At 58.5% G+C, this 20,945-nt stretch carries 15 protein-coding genes; 4 read left to right on the top strand and 11 right to left on the bottom strand.

Features of this window, described 5'->3' with window-relative positions:
• Positions 1 to 111 precede the first annotated feature (111 nt).
• The 7 genes from IAE56_RS10495 to IAE56_RS10525 all read right to left on the bottom strand — a co-directional run bounded on the left by IAE56_RS10495 (position 112) and on the right by IAE56_RS10525 (position 6,415).
• Positions 112 to 2,700, bottom strand: a complete 2,589-nt coding sequence (locus IAE56_RS10495; RefSeq protein WP_200752507.1) for an XVIPCD domain-containing protein — start codon at positions 2,698 to 2,700, stop codon at positions 112 to 114.
• A 34-nt stretch (positions 2,701 to 2,734) separates the two neighbouring features.
• The gene (locus IAE56_RS10500; protein WP_200752508.1) at positions 2,735 to 3,367 is read right to left on the bottom strand and encodes a DUF1629 domain-containing protein; all 633 of its coding nucleotides are present in this window, start codon (positions 3,365 to 3,367) and stop codon (positions 2,735 to 2,737) included.
• A gap of 58 nt (positions 3,368 to 3,425) precedes the next feature.
• Positions 3,426 to 4,073: a DUF1629 domain-containing protein gene (locus IAE56_RS10505; protein ID WP_200752509.1), complete on the bottom strand. Its 648-nt coding sequence runs from the start codon at positions 4,071 to 4,073 to the stop codon at positions 3,426 to 3,428.
• 113 nt (positions 4,074 to 4,186) lie between these two features.
• Positions 4,187 to 4,816 carry a DUF1629 domain-containing protein gene (locus IAE56_RS10510; RefSeq protein ID WP_200752510.1) on the bottom strand — a complete coding sequence of 210 codons (630 nt, stop codon included), beginning with the start codon at positions 4,814 to 4,816 and terminating at the stop codon, positions 4,187 to 4,189.
• Positions 4,817 to 4,894: 78 nt separating this feature from the next.
• Positions 4,895 to 5,545 (bottom strand): DUF1629 domain-containing protein, encoded by a 651-nt coding sequence (locus tag IAE56_RS10515; RefSeq protein WP_200752511.1) that lies wholly within the window; start codon positions 5,543 to 5,545, stop codon positions 4,895 to 4,897.
• The gene (locus tag IAE56_RS10520) at positions 5,545 to 5,721 is read right to left on the bottom strand and encodes a hypothetical protein (RefSeq protein ID WP_200752512.1); all 177 of its coding nucleotides are present in this window, start codon (positions 5,719 to 5,721) and stop codon (positions 5,545 to 5,547) included. The genes IAE56_RS10515 and IAE56_RS10520 overlap by 1 nt, the downstream gene beginning before the upstream one ends.
• Positions 5,722 to 5,773: 52 nt before the next feature.
• Complete coding sequence (locus tag IAE56_RS10525; protein ID WP_200752513.1) at positions 5,774 to 6,415, bottom strand: DUF1629 domain-containing protein; 642 nt, start codon at positions 6,413 to 6,415, stop codon at positions 5,774 to 5,776.
• A 106-nt stretch (positions 6,416 to 6,521) separates the two neighbouring features.
• Between IAE56_RS10525 and IAE56_RS10530 the strand changes: the two genes are divergently transcribed.
• The 4 genes from IAE56_RS10530 (at position 6,522) to IAE56_RS10545 (ending at position 10,391) form a co-directional block, all read left to right on the top strand.
• Positions 6,522 to 6,737: a hypothetical protein gene (locus IAE56_RS10530; protein ID WP_174213478.1), complete on the top strand. Its 216-nt coding sequence runs from the start codon at positions 6,522 to 6,524 to the stop codon at positions 6,735 to 6,737.
• Between the two features lie 483 nt (positions 6,738 to 7,220).
• Positions 7,221 to 7,589: a hypothetical protein gene (locus IAE56_RS10535; RefSeq protein WP_108767543.1), complete on the top strand. Its 369-nt coding sequence runs from the start codon at positions 7,221 to 7,223 to the stop codon at positions 7,587 to 7,589.
• A gap of 45 nt (positions 7,590 to 7,634) precedes the next feature.
• A complete protein-coding gene (locus IAE56_RS10540) occupies positions 7,635 to 8,408 on the top strand; it encodes a hypothetical protein (RefSeq protein WP_234456011.1) in 774 nt (257 codons plus the stop codon).
• A 1,053-nt stretch (positions 8,409 to 9,461) separates the two neighbouring features.
• Positions 9,462 to 10,391 (top strand): hypothetical protein, encoded by a 930-nt coding sequence (locus IAE56_RS10545; protein WP_200752514.1) that lies wholly within the window; start codon positions 9,462 to 9,464, stop codon positions 10,389 to 10,391.
• A gap of 297 nt (positions 10,392 to 10,688) precedes the next feature.
• Here the strand turns inward: IAE56_RS10545 and IAE56_RS10550 are convergent, their stop codons facing one another.
• From IAE56_RS10550 to aceE, 4 genes are all read right to left on the bottom strand, one after another.
• Positions 10,689 to 11,996 carry an McrC family protein gene (locus IAE56_RS10550; RefSeq protein WP_200752515.1) on the bottom strand — a complete coding sequence of 436 codons (1,308 nt, stop codon included), beginning with the start codon at positions 11,994 to 11,996 and terminating at the stop codon, positions 10,689 to 10,691.
• Positions 11,997 to 11,999: 3 nt separating this feature from the next.
• Positions 12,000 to 14,615, bottom strand: coding sequence for an AAA family ATPase (locus IAE56_RS10555; RefSeq protein WP_234456012.1), 2,616 nt, complete (start codon positions 14,613 to 14,615; stop codon positions 12,000 to 12,002).
• Positions 14,616 to 14,880: 265 nt separating this feature from the next.
• The gene (locus IAE56_RS10560) at positions 14,881 to 18,033 is read right to left on the bottom strand and encodes a metallophosphoesterase (RefSeq protein ID WP_200752517.1); all 3,153 of its coding nucleotides are present in this window, start codon (positions 18,031 to 18,033) and stop codon (positions 14,881 to 14,883) included.
• A gap of 126 nt (positions 18,034 to 18,159) precedes the next feature.
• On the bottom strand, positions 18,160 to 20,847 hold the full coding sequence (gene aceE / locus IAE56_RS10565; protein ID WP_200752518.1) for a pyruvate dehydrogenase (acetyl-transferring), homodimeric type: 2,688 nt from the start codon (positions 20,845 to 20,847) through the stop codon (positions 18,160 to 18,162).
• Positions 20,848 to 20,945 lie beyond the last annotated feature (98 nt).

Here is a 20,945-nt window from a genome sequence, read left to right on the forward strand (position 1 = left end):
CCCCCCCCGCCGCCCCCCCCCCCCCCCCCCCCCCCCCCCCCGGGGGGGGGGGGAAGCGTCCCGCCTGATCACTGGCAATGGCCACGCCACGTTCTGCCGGCCGCCATAGGGCTATTCCCTGCCCATCCCTTGGACCCGTCCCTCCTGCGCCTGCTGCTCCACTTGCCGCGCAGCACTCTGCTGCTGCGCCTCCTGGTTCATCTGCTGGTAGCGCTGCATCGACACCTCCACCGGCGTCGTCACAGCGCGGTCGGTCGTCATGGTGGCCAAGGTGAACGGTGGACTGCTCACATCGCCCTTTACCAGAAACACTGTGTGCCCGGCCGGCTGATGGCCGGTGGCGGCGCTCAACGCCACCTGGTCCACGCGGGACAGGTCGTTTTCCTTCGCCAGCACCAGCAGGCTGGCGGTCATTCTGTCGCTCACGGCATCCGGCGCCCGCCCATGCTGAGCGTCCAGCGCAGCAACGCCCGCGCGTATCTGTTGATGCAGTGCGTAGTCGGCACCCCCAGGCTGCAGAGGATCAGCCTGCAGAGGACCAGGCTGCTGGGTGGGCTGCGCAGCGAGCGCACTCACCTCCTGCCACGCCGCCCGCAGCTCCTCGGTCGTTGTCGTCGCCACCGGATGGGCAACACCATCGGCGCCCACCTGGTAGTGGGTAATCGCACGGGACTCGCCCGCATTGCCCTCAACCGCAGGCGCAAGCTGCTGCATCGTCGCGCCGGTAATGCCGTGCTCGGCACGCGTGCGCGCCGTGGCCAGCTCGATGGCCTCCATCCACTGCGGGGATGGCGAGATGCCAGCAGAGGCGTAGCCATGCCGCACCTCGTTCCGGTTCATCTCGGCATTCGTAGGTGCGGGGCGTGCTTCAAGCGCAGCAACAGTACGGTCGAGGACCTCAATCGACGGCTGCTGGATCTTGCGCGTCGCCTCCAGCTCCAGCGCCATGTTGCCCTGTGCCACGCGCCCCTGGTGGGACCACGTACCCGCATCATCGCGCTGGTAGAGCACGTTGTCCGAACCAAGAATGGCGTCCGGTCGGGCGCGCGCCGCCTCTACAGCATCGGGCACCAGGGGCACAAAATCGCTTGCACGCGTGGCAGCGCGATTCTCCAGGTAACTTGCCGCGATCGCCGCCTTGCCATGGGCGATGTTGTCCTCGATGCGCTGCACGGCCTGCTGGTTCAGCTCTGCAGCGCGCTCAGGTGTCGCTGTCTGGGTTTCGTAGACGCCGCGATCATTCGCACCGACGACATCGGTCTTGATCTGGCGGGTCCACTGTTGGGTCTGGGCATCGCGATGCCAGTTTGGGTTGCCGAAGCCATTTGCTTCATCGCCGCGAGCAGGAAGGTTGAAGGGATCCTGCGGTGCCGGCGCAGCCTTAAGTGCCAGCTCTACTGCACTGACGCTGGCCTTCGCTCCCAGTTCGCGCGCCTTTTCATAGCTGGCGCCGACACTGTGCTCGGTGGCAACCCCAGGGCCGGCAGCCGAGTTCTCCATCCTGGCCTGGCGCTGCCAGTTGTTGCCGTCAAATTTCCACTGCACGCCGGCATTGTCTTTCTGCTGATACACGGCGCGGTTGTCGAGCAGGTCGGCACCCTTGTCGAATGCCTTGCTCATGAACAACGCATCGGCCGCGATCACCGCCGCCGGCACGAAGCTGGACGTGCCGATCACGGAGGCGGTTGCCATGCCTCCGAGCCAGCCACCGCCACTGCGTGCAACCGCGTGGTTGAACTCGGACTGGGCGGCCGTGCCGTTGCCCTGCTGCAGGTGCTCGGATATACGGCGCGTGGTGAGGATGGCATCCGCGCCGGAAGCGAGCAGACCGCCGGAACGGACCAGCTGGCTGGCGGAGGCTTCGCCAATGAGGAGGTCCATGGTTACGAAGCCGCGCTGCGAGACGGGCTTGTAATTCCCGAGCGGTGTCGACGTCAGATCGTAGAAGCCGCGTGCAGCGCCGTCGATCTCGGGAAGATCGTCCAGCAGCACCCTACGCACCTGCGCAGTGGTGGACTCAGACAGCGTCAAGCGACCAGCCTTCACCGCGTCAGATATCGCCAGACGCATTTCCATTCTGCCCGCGACTTCACGAGCTGGCATATCCACCTTGCTTGATCCGCGCACCAAGTTGCTCGGCGCGCCGTAGATTTCATCGATGACTCGCGAAACCCTCGAATCAGAACGGATGACCGCCGACCACTCGGACTCGATACCGCCCATTAGTTTCAGCGAGTTGATCTGAGCTGCATGATCTACATCGTACTGAGCGAATCGAGAATACAACTTCCTGTTGACAGCATTTGCTTCAGCATCGGTCATTCCGTCTGGCGTCGTTGCAAACGCGTCGCCATTTATCAATGCCACTTTCAGTGTGTCGCGAAAGCGCTCAACCCTCGCCGATACTCTTTGAAGTGCCGCAAGGTCATTCTCCAGAGCGGCACGGCCGTCTCGGGTCTCACCCAAACCTTCAAGGTAATCCATCACTCCATCGGTGTAAGAGCTGCGCGTACGGCCCCTGTGGGGTGATGTATCCAAATCATCGGCGAGGTAACCCTTGACTGGCAGATACAGGCGATTCGCGGACGTGTCCTTGTCCAGCAGGTTGAACTGGTCCAGCTTTTTCAGCAATGGGCTATTACTGAACAGCGCTTGCTCCAGGACGTGATGACTCTGGAGAATTGTCTTAGCGGTTGACATCCTTGTCTGCCTCGCTCGTGAAAATGCTCAGTACTCAAATGTCAGAAGCGTCAGTCAGCCGAACTCCGCGCGCATCAGGATACCGGCCAAACCCGCTCTCCATCAGGAAATCCCTCATGGTCCGATCACAGAATGCATTCGAAGTATATGGCGTTCTGAAAACATGCGCCGTGCCGATCACACTTCTACGGAATGCAAATTTGGCACCACCCCCAATGCTGTAGTACTTCCCGTTAGGATAATCGTCCGTAAGAATGTTCACCGACGACGCTTCCTCGTCAATCGCATCCAGAACCCTGACCACTTCGCACAAATAGTGCGGGGCCGCCTCTGAGCCATCTTCGAGTCGGAATTCACACTTGATGAAAGAGAAGCCCTCCGCATCCATGGTCTGCATGGCAGATTTAAGTGCCTCCGACACCAACCAGTAACCCTTGAAACCCGCCTGCAGATCGCCTGGCATTTCGCCAATCCGGCTGTCATACCGCAATCGAGGCATTTCATTCATTGAGCCAATCCCGCCCGCAGATGGTGGCTCACTAAGATGCTCTGGCAATGGCAGTGCGCTTTCGTTCTCAAGCACTACGCCGTGTCCGCGATCACCCCCTCGCACGTCCGGCCGAAGAAGATAAAACTCACCTTCCACTGGTGTGTTTTCAGTTTCCATGAAAAGCCCTCGATTTCAGCAGCAAATTAATTCGCAGATCACGTTCGGAGCAGGCTTCCTATGCAGTCACTGAATAGAGTTCTGCTGCGTCCGTGAGCCAAACGCCACGCGTGGCAGGTTCAACGCCATATCCAGACTCAATCAGTGCATCTCTCATAGCCCGATCACAGTACACGTCAGCAGTGAACGGGGTTCTAAACACGTGTGATCCAGCAACGACATCCTCTCGAAACGCCAGGCTGGCGCCACCGGCTATGTCGTAGAACTTTCCATTTGGATACCCTTCGTGGAGCACTCTCACATTTGAAGCTGACTCGTCGATGGCGTCCAGCGTGCGGACCACTTCACAGAGGAAGTGATCTTCACCGACGGGGCCATCCTCGAGCGTGAATACGCACTCCCTGAACAGAAATCCCGCCGGGTCCATTGATTCGAGAACGCGTTTCAGCGGCATTGATACCAGCCAGTACCCCTTGAATCCACCTTCCAGATCCTGAGGCATATCACCAACTAGATGGTCATAGCGAAGGCGTGGAATCTCCACCAAAGCAGAAAGACCGCCAGTCCCTGCAGGCAAGCTGAGATGGCGTGCCAGCGGCACATCACGTTTGTTATCCAGCACAACTCCCCGGCCCCTCCCACCGCTTCGCGTGTCCGGCCTGGCGAGGTAGAACTTTCCGCGCGTCGGCGCGATTGCATCTTTCATAGGCCCCTCCTGACTCCGAATTGGACGCGGCGTCCTGACTCACCTGCGCATGTTAGACACATTTGCCCTACTCGCTCCTTGCCCAACTTCACGAAACTGAAGGTCATCAACGATCAAATGCGAGCAGCATCAATGAGCCGAACACCTCGCGTGGCGCCCCCAACGCCAAACCCTGACGCGATCAGCGCATCTCGCAGCACTCTGTCGCAGAAGACGTCGGCGGTGTAGGGCGTCATGAACACATGCGCCGTCCCAACGACGCTTGCATCGAAGGCCAAACGAGCACCACCCGAAACACTGTAGTACTTGCCATTCGGGTATCCCTCTGTCAGAACCTTGACCTCTGAGCAGGCCAGATCAATCGCATCGATCACCCTGGTCACCTCGCAGAAGTAGTGCGGCGGCGCCTGCGTCCCGTCCTCAAGATGGAAATCGCACTCAACAAAGACAAAACCATCTGGATCTGCAGATTGAAAGAGTTGCTTCAGAGGCTCGGAGACAAGCCAGTAGTCGGCAACGCCGCTCTGCAGATCCTTCGGCATATCGCCTAGCCGAGGGTCATACCGAAGGCGCGGCGTCACTCTCAGGCTTGCAAGCCCGCCGCTCCCTGGGGGTGTACTCAATCCGACAGGAGGCGGTATGTCTTCGTCATTCTCGACCTCGACGCCGTGCCCACGTCCGCCGCTTCTGAAGTCAAAGCGAAGAATGTAGAACTGGCCCAGCGCTGGTGAATTCTCGTGCATCTATTCGAACCCCATACGAAAGCACATCCCAACAGCTTGATTTACGGCCCCCAAAAGCCACTTCCAGGCGGATCCACTCTACTCATGTTGGCCTCCATGGCTGCTCACCACATCGTGGAACCACAGCCCATTCGACGCACCCTGCTCGACTATCCCCGCCGCCTCCACCGCCTCCTTGAAAACGCTATCGCAGAAGACACCTTCATAGAAGGGCAGGCGAAACACGTGAGCCCCGGCAACAACATCCTGCTTGAACATCAGCCGCACATCGCCAGCCAGGCCGTAGTACTTACCCTCCTCATAGTCATCACTGACGATGATCTTCAGCTGAGAAGCCTGCTCGTCCAAGGCATCAATCGTCCGTACAACGTCGCACAGGAAGTGAGGTTCACCCATTGCGTCATCGGCCAATCGGTAGTCGGTTTCCATGAACACGAATGCGCCCGCGTCCACGTCATCCATCACGCCGCGGAGCCGCGCGGATACGAGCCAGTACCCGCTCATACCCGCCTCAAGATCCTCGGGCGGCCACCCCTCACTTGGCTTGTAGACCAATCTCCGAATCTCGCGCAGCGGCGGGAAGCCTCCGCTGTCAGGGCGAAGCAGGAATGCCGGCGGCGTTTTCAGTAATGACTCATTCTCGAACACAACGCCATGCCCCTTCCCACGGCGGCGTGCGTCCGGTCGCAGCTCGAAGAACTCGCCTCGTTTTGGAACATTCGCTGTCATCAAATTCCGCGTCCTTCAACCCAAGAAGCGTCTCTTTTCAAACCGGCACCACTAGACTTCTGCAGCTTCAACGAACGAAGCGTCGTGATGTTCTCGAGTACGACGCCGTGCCCCTTCCCGCCTAGGGTGGTATCCGGCATCAGCAGGAAGAACTGCTCGCGCACAATGTGACTCATGTTCGGTAGCTCCATGCTGTGGTTCCAGTCCTGGACGCCTGCTTCGCCATGATCAGATGGCCGCCGCGTCGATCGTCGTGATACCACTGGTTCGCGCGTCGGCGGGAATCCCAGCCGCGCGCAGGGCATCCACGAAGCAGCGGTCAACAACGACAAACGTACTGAATGGCGTCAGGAACACGTGCGCATCCATCAACACCTCTGGCCTGAAGGTCAAGCTCGCGCCTCCGCCAATGGAGTAGAACTTTCCGTTGGCGAAATCGTCGTCCACCTCGATATCAAGCCGGGAGCGGACTTCGTCGAGCGCATCCAACTCGCGCACCACATCGCACAGGGAGTGTTCTGGGCCGGGGGAGCCATCGGCCAGCAGAATGTCGCACTCCGCAAACTCGAATGCGCCGGGGTCCACAACTTCCATTGCCTGGCGCAGTCGCTGCGATACGAGCCAGTAGCCGCCGAAGCCCCCCTCCAGGTCGCGGGGAGTGGGCCCGCTGGAAGAGTCGAAGATGATGCGGGGGCGTTCGCGCAAGTTGGGAAAGCCCCCGCCATCCGGCCGCAGGATGAGGCGGGGCGGGGTCAGCAATGCCTGGATGTTGTCGAATGTCGCGCCCCGGAATGGATGGTTGCTTTCGAGGTCGGGGGCGAAGATGAAGAATTCGCCTGCCGCAGGTCCCGCTGTCTCTTTGGACTCCATCGCCTATCTCCCTGGCACGGCTGCAGTGCTGCCCGGACAGCTTACCTCCCGTCCCAGCCCATGAGACACCCCCACGTCATCCTCCCCTCCCCCCAGGAGGATGACCATGACCCCGATCGACGCCGAGTGGCTGGAAGACTTTGACCACGCCCTGCTGAGCCTGTTTGCCACCAACCACCGTGAGGCCGGCATGGATGCCTACCTGCTGGGCTGCTATGCCGATCTGGAACCGCGCGAGGCGGCCATGGCCTACGGCAACGACTACGACCTGGCCCGCACGCCGTTGCTGTGGCCGATGCCGGGATTGGTGCTGCACAGTTAAGCCGTGACGCAATCGCCCCACTTTCTGCGAAGGCAACGCAAATCGCCTGTCGCAATCGGAACCACGCCCTGCTGCAAACCGTGCATTTTCAGGCGCGTTCGGGCAGTAACTTAACACCGGCCGAAACCACCGCACCGCAAAGGATTTGCGCTGTGGCCTGCATGCAACAATGCCGTAAGCGTCAACACTTGCGGCCTCTCAGGGCTACGGTTTCTTGGCATCTCGCAACCGTGCGAGTACACCTTGGCATTGCCACCTGACACGGGTGGCGCGGGCGTCGAAAACCCGTTCTTAGAGTCGTGTGTTTACGCTTGTCAGCCGGCGTCACCTTTGCGTGGCGCCGGCTGGCAATCCGTTCGCGTTCCATGGCGGGCGGTGCGTGGGGACCTTCGGGTCCGCCGACTGACTCTAATCGGTTTTCGAGCCACGCATCGTCCCGCCAACTTCATCGGTGGCTGCTGTCTTCCTGCACGGAGCACTGCCATGAGCGCAACGAAACTCCCTGATCTGCACACCCAGCGCGATCCGGCCAACGCCGATCACGAGGATGACCCCGCGACCGATCCCAACGGGTTTGTCGCCACCCTGCGCCGCATTGCGGCAGGCGCAGGCGCCGACGGCCAGCCATGGCACGAGCGCAACCTGAGCCTCGGCCGACGCATGCAGTTGGCCGACGCCGATTGCACCCTGGGCGGCCTGCGCGCCGTGGCCGAAATGGCCCTGGCCGAGGAGCGCACGCGGCAGAACGGCGCGCCCGAGCAGCGCCTGGGCGACCGGCAGATGGAGGGCCTGCTGATGGCGGTGCTGTCGCTGACGGTGATGGCCAGCGAGCGGGTGCAGGGGCAGCGGTAGGCCCCTGCTCCGGCATCCCCTCGATCACGCGCAAGGAGTTTCACCATGACCATGACCAGCACACCGGCACGCCGGATGGCCTGCGCCGCGCTGGTGGCCGTACTGGCTGCCAGCGGCTGCGCGCGGCCGCCCTCCACCGAGATGGATGACGAGATCCTCGCCCTGCTCAACGGTACCTACGGCCCCCGCATCGTGGGCGGCCGCACCTACACGGCGCAGCCGGTGGAGGCCAACCTGGGCCCGCACCGTTTCATGTTCCCGGCCAATCTCTACTACAACCAGATCGGCCCGTTTGCCGGTGGCGGCGTGATGCTGGCGGTGTTCTGGCCGGACTTCAATGCCGCGCCGCCGGGGGACCATCCGGTGCGGTCGGTGGAGGATGGGTACCGGCAGGTGACGATTGAGCTGCGGTACGTGGGCAGCGCGGGGGCGGCGGACTATCTGGCGCGGGATCTGAGCGAGCGCGTGGCGCTGCCGCCGCGCTGGGGGCTGACGCCTTATGCGGTGGATCGGTCGAAGGTGTCGCGCGATGTGCGGGAGGTGACGCCGGATTGGTATGTGGTGCGGGATGGGGATGGACGGGTGAGGACGTTCATCAGCTGCGACCCTTGGGAGTACATGCCGAATGGGGTGTTGATGGAGGGTGGGAGGCTTGTAAGGTCTAGTGGGGATCGGGTGGCGATGTGCCGGCATTCGATGGTGGATGTGTGGGATGGTGTAGCGGTAGAGATGAGCTACGCGCGGGTGTTGCTGAAGGACTGGGAACGTCTGGAGCCGAGGACCCGCAAACTGATGCGGCGATACAAGGCGCAGCAGTAAGGTGGTCGTTCAGACCAGTCTGAGGGGCCGAAGACTCTGCTTGCTGCGCACAGCGCGCAAGAGTGCAAACTCTCAACCGGCTTCAAAGCCAAGCGCCTTGTGAGCCAGCGTCTTCGTAGCGACCGGTTGCAGGCCCGCTACGAAGACGCCTACTTGCCTGCGCGGGACCCCTGCACGAGACCGTTGATGCATTGGGACGCGCCCTTCCAGTGCAAGAGCGTCGCGATGACGCCATACATTCCAGGAAGCACTGGTCGACAGTGTCGGCACGCTTTTTCGCTGGTATCCAGTCGCGACAGGGCCTTGGCGACGCTCGATAGCTAGACTCATTTCGGTGACCGTTGGTGCCATGCTCGCCACGGCGATCAGGCCGCTGCCGAGGAAAGCGGCAAGAGATGGGGCATTTTTCAGCAGGCGCCCAGCCGAAAGTATCGACGTAATGACTAAGTCTCTATCGGCGTGGCAAAATCGCTCTGCCAAACAGGGGCCAAAGTCCAACTGACTGGACACCATTGGCCTTATGCTACGGACCTCAGGACGCCACAGGGGAAGCAAGACAAGGATGGACTCGTACAAGGGAAAGGAGATTCTTCGTAACGCCGAATCCGAGAGGTGCGGCGGGCGACAGGGGTTACGACATTCAGTGCTGCCCGGACCGTCATACTTCCTCGCCTACGCCCTGCATAGCATCCTGGCCTGATGCAAAGGCTTAGCTGAGTTAGTGACGCCCCTACTAAACGTGAAGAACGATCTCGGCTCGACAGAAGTCATCACCACCCTCCCTAGTCAGAGGCGTCACGGCCTCACTCAGCTTCGTGGAGAAGCAGACGCGGGACTAGGGGGGGGTAGGTGTCGCAGTTCGTCGAAGTTTCTCTCCGACGCTAGGGACGCTTGCGGCTAAGCATTTGGATTTAAACAGTCGCGACACCGAACCTCAGCGGGCGCGTTCTGGATTCCATAAATGGATCCAATCAACATAATCAAGTTAGATCCCAGTCTTTCGTTTCTGTGCCGATTAGACATCCACCACATCATTGACAGGCCGTTCAAGCCATGAAATTGAAGCTCAGCTTTCCCTTGATTCTGATCACCACGCTTACAGCCTGCGGGGGACCGAAGGAGTGCGACGATGGCGATGTTCTCAAGCAGATAGAAGAGACCACGCTAAACTTTCTTCAGTCACGAGATGCAGTGGGGTGGGGCCAGATGATGAACGCGAGCGTGGAAGCTGCACAGTCCGGCCTTGCCAAAGCGAAGGAACAGAGCGCCAGCGTTGAGGTCTCCGATGTCTTCAACTTCCGGAAGCTTGAGAATGGCACTCGCACCTGCAAAGCGAAGCTAACCATGCAAAGTTTGAATGGTGCGCGCTCGGTTGTGATGAAGTACGACGTTATCAACTACGAGGATGGTCACCAGGTCGACACCGACAATGCCTACAAGAATCTGGTTGGGAGGGTCGTTGCCGACTACGTTACGCATGACCAAGCAGAATTGGACGCGATCCGAAAGGAGAAGATGGAAGCAAGGTTCGCAGCGGCACAGGAATTCATGGCCAAGGCTCCTCGAGGCAACGTCTGTGCAGACAATTTCGATCAAGCCTCTTTCGTTCGAGACCATGTGGATCCGAATCTGGGAAGCTGGAACTATGAGTATGACGAGCCGCTTTCCGAGAAGGTGAGGACTATCGTTTCTCAATCGAAAATCAGTGTCTCTGGAATTGAAACCTATGGGGCGGCCGAGGCTAGCGATAAGGAGAATTTGGAGAATTCGAAATATCTTTATCGTTGCACAGGGACTCTGGAACTTACGCTTCCCGACGGTACGGTGGATGCCAATGAACAGCTCTCAAAGCTCCACTTCTACGCTTACGCCGAGAGCCAAGGCGGCCATTCGGTTAGCTACAGACACGAAGTCGAAGGTTCAAAATTCAATCTAGATGGTCCCGCTCGCAGTATCGCGCGAAAAATGAAGTACGGCTACTGAATTCATGATACATCGCCAGATCGGACGGCATTGGTAGCCACGACACCTTTAGTTCCGCGGGATGTTTTGAATGCGCCAGCGATGGATTCAATCGCTGGCGATTTAGACTGCAATTCTCGAAGGATACTTCGTTTCGCCCTAGGCCGCTTTGTGCGGCCTTCTTTCTTGTTTCCGACCCATACCTTGAGCCCGCTGGGGGTTGCGTAAGCGATCCACAAGCCGGCGAAACGCCGGCCCGATTGGGTAGCAAGCATAGAGCCGAGGCAGCACACGACAGAAGTCGTCCGGCTTATCTCGCTACGCGACGAACGTCAGACCTCGCTCTCCCATTGCTGCACCCATTTGCCATGCACCAGGCATCACCAGCAGACCGCGTTCCAGATCGAACGGCAGAACCCAAAGCTGCAACTCAGGGCTGAAGTCGAAAGCCGGCAACGGCTGCGCAAAGCCAGCGTGCTGCGGATAGACCAGTGCCATCTGCCCCGCCCCACCCAGGTAGCGCTGCCCGTAGGCGAACATCTGATAGAAGTCGGATTGCTTGAGCCCGTACTTCTCCCGCGCGTCGCCAGCCGTCGCGTCGAGGACTTTCCACTTCGTGTCCAGGACACGCAGTTCGTCGGCCCGGCGTAGCAAGAAGTCTGGGATCAGATTGAACCAGCTCGCTTCGCCATGGCGACATAGGTATTCCGACGCCGCGCCGCCAACCCGCCACTCCGGTGCGAACTGGCGAGAGAGGCAAACGCCCACGTAGCGCTCAAACAGCCGCTCCATAGGGAACATCATGCTGGGGCTGCGCCAATCGCCTGCCAGCGCCAGCGGGCTTTGCCCCGACAGAACCAGCTCACACAGCGGGCGAACTTCGCGATAGTGGGACATCAGCCGGTCGCTGCCCCAGGCACGCAAGTCGCTAGCAACCTGAGTGCTTCGTGGCACGCTGGCCATTCGCGTGGACAGTTCCTGCGCCAATCGCCACGTCCCAGCATTGCGCGTACGCGCACACACGCGATCCAAGGCCACACGCAGAAGTCGGTTCTCCGGGCGGTCCTCGCTAAACACATCGTGCTCGATGTTGAATACGTGGGCGCGGGTAGGCGACTGACGAAGCTGGCGCGACATATCCAATCGGCCGCGCAAGAACAGCTGCTCCTCCCGAACAAGGGTGTAGTCGAAGCGAAGCCCCCGCTTCAGCAACTCATCCAGTGCAGAGATGAATCGCCCCATGACCCATTCATTCAACGGCGTGTCGAACAGGGTCACATCGGCCGGACTGCCTTCCCTCGGCGGAATATCCAGGACAGTGCACAGCATGCGCCGCAGCAGCCGTCGGGCGCCCAGCGCATCATCCGCATTTGCCACGTGCTTCGGAAGCACCTCAAGCGTAGTGCCGTCGGGACATTCCATTACGCCCACGTACTGATCCATACGGAGCCAGCGCGCACCGTCGCGCTGCATGAGCGCCGCTCCGCCAGCGCGCAAGCGCTCGAACTCGCCGCACAGCCAGTCAAAGGACGCCTGCGGCAGGAAGGCGGCATCCAGCCCCTCCTGCCGCGCGCCACCTTCTGAGACGCCAATGCGCGCGTACTCGCGAACGGTCAGCACGGCCACGGGTCAGTCCGCCTGACCGACGAGGATTCCCTTGTAGCTGGCCGCCTGTTCGAAAGCCGCCTCATGGATGTACCAATTGGCCGTGTCTGGGGCCAGCTGGACCTCGGGCGCGAACAGTCGGTTCAACTGCAGCTCGCGCTGGCGCAGAAAGCGCTCAGCGTGAGGCTTAGCGTCGTCGTTCAGAACCCACGCAATGCGGCGCCAGTCTTCGAAGAAGTACTCCTGCAGCAACGGCAGAATGCGTAGACGGAACGCATCGGCAAGCGCAGGCAGGTCTTTGGCGCCCATCAAATAGGCATGACCGATCAGATGATCCCGGCCCAGCAGAACCTCGATGCGGCTGTTTAGCGTGCTTAACAGTTCGCCCACAGGAACACCTTCAACACTCCAATCGAGCAGCTCCGGTTGGGGCGGCATCTCAATGAAGCGGAAGCGTCGACGGAGCGCCACGTCCATTGCAGCAAGCGAACGGTCCGCGGTGTTCATCGTCCCGATGAGGTGCAAGTTCGCCGGCACTGCGAATTTCTGTTTGGAGTACGGCAAACAAACCGACAGCGCCTCGTCCATACCTTGACGCTTACTGGGCTCGATGAGGGTTATGAGCTCACCGAAGATGCGGGCGATGTTGCCGCGGTTGATCTCGTCGATGATGAGGACGTACGGCAGGTCGCTGTGCTGGGCATCGATGCAGAGCTCAAGGAATACACCGTTCTCGACGCCATACTCGAGCGCACCACTCTCGCCGGCGCGAGCCTTCAGGCCTTCGACGAAGTCTTCATAAGCGAAGCTCTGATGGAAGGTGACAAAGCGGATGCGACCTTCATCGTGCAGCGTGTCGAAGCGCTGCTTCAGCGTGGCACGCGCGGCAGCGCCCTGCCCCTTTGTGGCGGCCAGTAGTTCCGGATCAAGGATCTCTAGTGCCTTGTCCACCACACCGTAGGTCTTACCGGTACCGGGCGGGCCGAAGAGGATGGTATTGGAGGGAGCGTGAATCACGGGCATGTCGTCATCCTGTTCCACAGCTTCATCTTCTTGTTCCTCAGCCTCGGCACCATCGCCTTGCTCATAGGCGATCGCCACCCAGAGGAAGGACTGAACATCGATCATGTCTGCGGGCGGCCAGCCGTCTTCCGATAGACGTGCCGCCAGTCGAGAGGACAGCGCACGGATGCGCTCCCACTCCTCACCCGTCATGCCGCCTTTGCGGAAGTCGAAGGTCGGATCGAGCAGACCCAAGGCTCGGCGCATCTGGCCGGTCTTGATGAAGAAGTAGCGAGTCGGATCTTTTAGAGTGAGCAACAAGCTTGAGAGCGAGCGTTGGCCTGCAGGCTGCAGCGGTGGGCTTAGCTTGGACGAGGAATCATTAAAGGCATCCAGCGCAACGTCGCCGCCTTGCTCGGAAAGCAGTGAAAGGACAGCGCTACCCAGCGCCGCGCGATCGCCTTCCGACAAGTCGGCCAACTGCGCCACGATTCGCCAACCAACGACGTTCTGGGGTTGCGGGTTCTCAGCGCCAACTCGGACTTTCAGCAGTTTGATCAATGCAGACCAGACTTCTTCTGGCTGCTCGCTACTGAGCGCCGGGAGCATGATCGCGTGGTAATGCTCCATCAATTGCCGCTTGTAGCTGGTTTCCCGCAGCAGGCGCTGGTCATTGGAGAAGCCGCTGAAGCCTGGGAATCGTGCGAGGAAGCGCTCACGCAGGCGTGCGTAGCCGATCTCAAACGTGTCTCTGCCGCCCTTTCGCGCCTCAATCCGGTACTGCCCACTTCTCTCTTGGACAATGAGCAGCGAGTCGCCGGCTACGACGCCAAGACGCCTAAAAGCAGGCGCAACCCTTGCACGGATTCGAGCCGAGCCCGGCCCGCTGGCTCGCAGATCGGAGGTGACCTGATAGCCGCCTGGGAACGTGAAAGTCGCCTCTCGGCCCGAAGCTGCGTCTGGGCGACCGAGCATGGCTGCATCGAAGCCTGACCAATTGGGGTCCACCGAGATGTAGCCGTTGCGTATGGCGCCGTCTGTGAGAACGACTTCGTATGCGAGCTGGCTAGTCACTGCGGCTGGGGTATAGCCAGAAACTGATTGAGCGATTGCCGGTGGCAGCACCTTCTTGGCGCCTTCCTTAAGCCGCACTTGGCGTGCGAAGAAGTCATCTGAGGAAGCACTTGGCCGCCACTGCAGGAGCTCAGCAAGGCTCTCGCCGTGGCCATTGCCAACATCGACCGCATCGAACAGGCACGTAACGGGATGTTCGCCGTCCATTGCCACGAAGTCGAGCTTGCCGCAGTAAACGAAGGGAGCCGCACTCGATGTGCCGCGGACCTTTGATCTCAGTCGGGCGAACAGGTAGGTGGGCGAGCCGCCGGAGATCCTGAGGATGATGGGGGACGATTGCCTGTTCCGATTCTGACTCTCCCAGTAGAAATTGGTACCGTCGAAGACGTCTAGGTAACTAGACTCACCCTCCTTCTCGAGTGTGACGAACAGCAGCACGGCATTCTCGAGCTCCAGGATGCCGTCGGCCCAGGGAGTGCCATATATTTCAATTGGGACCGGCAAGCCGCCGATAGATGCTATTTCGGGGCGCGAGAAAGACCGGCCGACGCCGAAACGCTCCATGTTGATGTCTGAATTTATCCGTCCCATTACCCATCAACTATTATTCGCGACCCCAGAGCCAATCATACTTTACTTGAGCGCATTTCGTCATGAACTGCCGCAATTGACCCTCAACACCGCCCCGCTTTCGGGCCACTGAATCAGCCCCCCTGCAGAAATCAAATGATTGATTAAGTAATTAGCCAAAAAATGCGCGGAGAGACGCCAACGCAAAAAACACTTCACTCACTGTCCGCGCAAATCTTGGCGATGAATAATTCTGAACCTACTCCGAGGACTCAAGCTCCCTGATCAAGTTCCCACTTTCATCAACCATCCTCTTTGGAACGACATCGCCATCTACCATTGTCACCTTCCCGGAGAGACTTTTGAGCTTATTGGTCCCAAGCTCTTTCGCGCCCGTAACATGCTTTACCGCACACATCTGTATCAAAGATTCCATTTCGGAGATGCCCGCGGAGCTAAGATAGCCAAAGCGATACTGACCTCTCAGCGCCTTATAGATATCGAGCAGATAGAAGGAATTTTTTGGGAGTGATCCAATGTAATCTCGAACCACTGCCGACCATCCCCTAGGCCTATTTTTAACAATTACGTGAACCAGGAGATGCTTGGCCAAATTGGACCTTGAACTTGATATCTCTCTCGTTATAAGGGGAGACATCTTGCTTGAGAACAAATCATCCTGATAGTAGCCGGAAATGTTCGATGGAATCACCTGAAGAACAGCCATGAATCTATCACTAATATTTTCGGGGTACTTCCCTTCGAGCACATATCGAACATCCTCAAACACTGCTTCGCCGTCCTTAGCAAGGACCGGTATCAAAACCAAGATTACGGTAGCAACTCTTTCCCAGACCGCTAGAATTTCTGACAGCAGTGACTTCTTAAGATTTGTGTCAACGTAATCACTATTTCTAAGAGCCTTCGCCGCGGCACGCATCGCCTGCAACATTTTGTTGTACGAGTAGCCATCCAGCAGCTCCCCTAACTCTTGCGCATATGGCTTTGTTCGATCGTAGCTACGATCTGAGTATTGATCCTTCACAGAGTCCGGAAGATTGGAACGCTCAACTCCATTGATAGTCTCAGCCTTCATTTGCTCTATTGCGTGCGTCGATGGGGACCACTGAGCCGCACTGAATAGATCAAACCCATCAGGCAATGCGATTTTCCTATCAAACTCTACAATTGATCGACGAAGATCCTGACCAAGAACTTTAATAGCGTCATTCATCGACCTATTTGTTCCTGTATAGAATTCAATTATCTCAGGATATGCCGAGTAACGCTGATCCTGGAATATAAAATCCTTAAATTCATCAGACTGACACATCCTCTGTGCCGCGAAGTACATAACCCAGTATACGAACTTAAACTTAAAATAGTATCCAGTGGCGACAATTATGTTATTTCTAACAAGAACATCAAAAACCCACTCTGAGTCAATATCAATAAGGTTTTCATTGCAGAAACTGCTTATCGAGGACTTAAATTCCTCCCGCCTAAACTCGAGCTTGGCTGTCCTTACTATCCGCTCACAGAAGAAACCTAAAACAAATTCGCAATCTTTAACATCCGGTCGACTTTTGTAAGTTGGCACGCCATCCGAATTGAAGATTGCGAACAGCACGCGTTTTATCAGCTCCGCCCGATTAACAGGGCTATCTTCGTGTTGGACCTCACTAGCCTTGAGAAGGGTGACGCAGTTCAAAGGAGTTCGATGAATGTTCATCGCCTCCAAATCCTGCGCTAGACGCGCGGTAACTACATCCTCATCTCCAAGCTGTCTAATGTCATTGTACTGAGAGACCATACTCCTTATGGATGACCTGGCCATTGACCAAAGGAATACATCTCTAATTTCATTTCCAGCAACTTCGGAAGTCGCAGCACCTCCTGAGCCATCATTGGACCTCATTATTATTAGATCCATGACAGGATAGTGCTCAGAGAACTTCTCGATCAATTTTGAGCAATCTTTCTCGCTACTGCGCACCGAATCTATTACTACGCCGTGAACCAATGCCATCGAAACTCCGAGAGCATCTAGTTCTGACTGCACAGCCTCCACGATTGCCTTCCTGTGGGGCCTCACTGAATTAGCGTCTAAGTAGATCCAGACCCTCCCCTGACAACGCCAAAACTCAAGACATAGCTTTCTCGCCAAGCAAGTCAAGCCGAACTGTGGCGGAGCGTTGACCGCTATTGGGAATGGCCCATCGAGGAGATGCGCAAGCCCAAATGTCGGCTTTACCTTTTCCGAGGATGCGCCGATCGACTCTGAGAATTCACTTAGAATTGGCTCAACAAATATCGGCGGCTGACCGTCAAATTGCTGAATTGATCTCTCAAATCTTTCAAGAAGAACCTTTAAAGTACTTTTTTCAGTTAAGAGATCGGAAGATGTCGCCCCTCTCTTTTCAATCCCAGAGAACTGGGGCGCTTCAGACTTTAGATGAAAGCGCACAAATCCATCATTGGTGGAAGAAAGTGACGTTCCAGAGACGAATATCTGACTCTTTGCCACCCACTGCCTATACTCAACCCTGTCCAACTTATCGCTATTGTCAAGGTGAATTATCGAGTACCCAAGCGACTCTGACTTTCTAGTAAACAGAGCAGGAGCCAAACTGTGAACATGCTGTCCGACCCCATTGGATTTTAGGAATATGTCCTGCTCGTGAGTATGCCCAGTAATGAGAAGGTCTATATCCTTTCCAAGTAGCGCACCGACCTCCTTTGCGCTCCAATCACATAGCCATTCGAGCGGATGGTGCATGACTAATATTCTTGTTTCAAATTTCGAGTTTTGAATCCAAGAATGGAGGCCGCGTGTATCGACGACAAGCCGCCCGAAGTCGTTTATTGAGCCTGAAATTCCTAGCGACCCGCCCGCACTGAAATAGGCGGTGTTTAGACAGAATACGCCCAGCCTCTTGGACAATTCATGCCCCTGACCTAGGGCGCCCGGGCCAACGCCATAGTTGGAAAAAGACTCTTCGAAGCCTAGGTAATTCCCGAACTTGGTGGTTATGAAATCTTTCTTCCCTCTCACGTACTCTACGAAAACATCCTCACTCTTACACAGAGAAACAACCCCCTCATGCTCCATCAACGATGACTTAAGAAGCTCTCTGTCGACGTCGTGGTTGCCGGGGACGCAGATGATCCGCGTTTTTTCGATACCTATCCTCGCCAGATTCTCTAGCGCGATTCCTTTAAATTCATTGTAGTCCTCACGTAGAGACCCCGCCTTCACCACATCACCAGAGAGGATCAGATATCTTTCAGCGGTGTTTCCTCCGAGCACTTGTGCCAGATCGTCAAACAGGGCTCTTAGTACGACACCGTAGCTTTCAGACTTGCCGGCCGTGTAATGAAGGTCTGAAAGATGAACAAACGCCTTTGCCATGTATCTCTCCCTAGGTATTGGCAATGCATTGGGACTACGTCGCGTCTCTCAGTGTAAGCATGCTTTAACCGAACTCAATAAAAAAGGGCGGCCACTGGCCGCCCTTTCTTCCGCTAGTCCGTCAGATCAAACCCCAACAGGGTTAGCCTTCTCCGGATCAATCTTGTACTGCTTGATCGCCCGGGCCACATCCTTCCCAGTCATCTTCCCGTCCTTCGCCAGCGCCGCAATCGCGGCATGCGCGATGTAGTACCGGTCAACTTCGAAGAAGCGACGCAGGTTCGCACGGGTATCCGAACGACCGAAGCCATCCGTACCCAGCACGGTATACGACATCGGCACGAACGCGCGGATCTGGTCCGCATACGCACGCACATAGTCGGTGGCGGCAATCGCCGGACCCTGGCGGCCTTCCAGCAGCTCGGTCACGTAGGCCTTGCGCTGGTCGCCTTCCGGGTGGAAGCGGTTGGCACGCTCGGCGTCGAAGCCATCGCGGCGCAGCTCGTTGAAGCTCGGGCAGGACCAGATGTCGGCGGTCACGCCGAAGTCCTTGTCCAGCAGCTCGGCGGCGGCAATCACTTCACGCAGGATGGTGCCCGAACCCAGCAGCTGCACGCGCAGCTCGCCCTTCTTCGGCTTGCCGGCGTCGGTCAGCAGGTACATGCCCTTCACGATGCCTTCGGCTGCACCTTCCGGCATTTCCGGGTGGGTGTAGTTTTCGTTCATCAGGGTCAGGTAGTAGTACTCGTCTACCTGGTCTTCCATCATGGCCTTGGTGCCGTGCTGCAGGATCACCGTCACTTCGAAGCCGAAGGTCGGGTCGTAGCTGCGCACGTTCGGGATGCTGCCGGCCACCAGGTGGCTGAAGCCATCTTCGTGCTGCAGGCCTTCACCGTTCAGCGTGGTGCGGCCGGCGGTGCCACCCAGCAGGAAGCCGCGGGTACGCATGTCCGCTGCCTGCCAGGCAATGTCGCCCACGCGCTGGAAGCCGAACATCGAGTAGTAGATGTAGAACGGCAGCATCGGCACGTTGCTGACCGAGTAGCTGGTACCGGCAGCCATCCACGAGCTGATGGCACCCGGCTCGCTGATGCCCTGCTGCAGCACCTGGCCGCTCTGGTCTTCGCGGTAGAACATCAGCTGGTCGGCGTCGACCGGCTTGTACTTCTGGCCGAACGGCGCGTAGATGCCGATCTGGCGGAACAGGCCTTCCATGCCGAAGGTACGGGCTTCGTCGGCCACGATCGGCACGATGTGCGGGCCCAGTTCCTTGTCGCGCAGGGTGATGTTGAGGCTCTGCACGAAGGCCATGGTGGTGGAATAGCTGCGCTCGCCGCTGCTCTTCAGCAGGCGCTCGTAGGTTTCCAGCTTCGGTGCGTTGAAGCTCTTGTCGGCCTTGCGGCGGCGCTGCGGCAGGTAACCGCCCAGGGCGCTGCGGCGCTCCTGCAGGTACTGCACTTCCGGCGAATCCGGGCCCGGGTGGTAGAACGGCACCTGGCCATCAGCCAGCTGCGCGTCGGTCACCGGAATGTTGAAGCGGTCGCGGAAGTGGCGCACCGCTTCGTCGTCCAGCTTCTTGGTCTGGTGGGTCGGGTTCAGTGCCTCACCGGCGCTGCCCATGCCGTAACCCTTCACGGTCTTGGCCAGGATGACGGTCGGCATGCCCTTGGTGTTCACGGCCTGGTGGTAGGCGGCGTACACCTTGTGCGGGTCGTGGCCACCACGGTTCAGGCGCCAGATGTCGTCGTCGGACAGGCCGGCGACCATCGCAGCGGTTTCCGGGTACTTGCCGAAGAAATGCTCGCGGGTATACGCGCCGCCGAAGGCCTTGCAGTTCTGGTATTCGCCGTCGACGGTTTCCATCATCAGCTTCTTCAGGACGCCATTGGTGTCCTTGGCCAGCAGGGCATCCCAGTAACCGCCCCACAGCAGCTTGATGACATTCCAGCCGCCGCCACGGAAGACGCCTTCCAGTTCCTGGATGATCTTGCCGTTGCCGCGCACCGGACCGTCCAGGCGCTGCAGGTTGCAGTTCACCACGAAGATCAGGTTGTCCAGGCCTTCACGGCCGGCCAGGGCGATGGCACCCAGGGTTTCCGGCTCGTCGCTCTCGCCGTCGCCGATGAAGCACCACACCTTGCGGTCGGACTTCTCGATCAGGCCACGGTTTTCCAGGTAGCGCATGAACTGCGCCTGGTAGATGGCGGCCAGCGGGCCCAGGCCCATCGACACGGTGGGGGTCTGCCAGAAGTCCGGCATCAGCCACGGGTGCGGGTAGGACGACAGGCCACCGCCGTCGACTTCCATGCGGAACTTGTCGAGCTGTTCTTCATTGATGCGGCCTTCCAGGAAGGCGCGCGCGTAGATGCCCGGGGCGCTGTGGCCCTGGATGAACAGCAGGTCGCCCGGATGGCTGTCGCTCGGGGCGCGCCAGAAGTGGTTGAAGCCCACGTCGTACAGGGTGGCACCGGAGGCGAAGGAGGCGATGTGGCCGCCCAGGTCGCCCGGCTTGCGGTTGGCACGCACGACGGTCGCCATCGCGTTCCAACGGATGATCGAACGGATGCGCCATTCCAGTTCCGCGTTGCCCGGACTCTTGGCCTCCAGCTGCGGATCGATGGTGTTGACGTATTCGGTAGTGGGCGAGAACGGCAGGTACGCACCCGAACGACGGGTCAGTTCCACCATGCCTTCCAGCAGCTGATGCGCGCGCTCGGGGCCCTCGACATCAATGACGGCCTTCAACGACTCGATCCACTCCTGGGTTTCCACAGGATTGGTGTCGTTGTTCAGCACTTCGTTCAACCAGTTCATTAGCGCTCCCATTACCGCACGCACGCGCGCGACTGTTGTATAGATATCTAGACCGCAAAGTGTAGCGCACCAAGGGCTTTCGTCGTTTGGCTACGCTG

This window comes from Stenotrophomonas sp. S41 (assembly GCF_016624625.1).
Taxonomy (GTDB): Bacteria; Pseudomonadota; Gammaproteobacteria; order Xanthomonadales; family Xanthomonadaceae; genus Stenotrophomonas.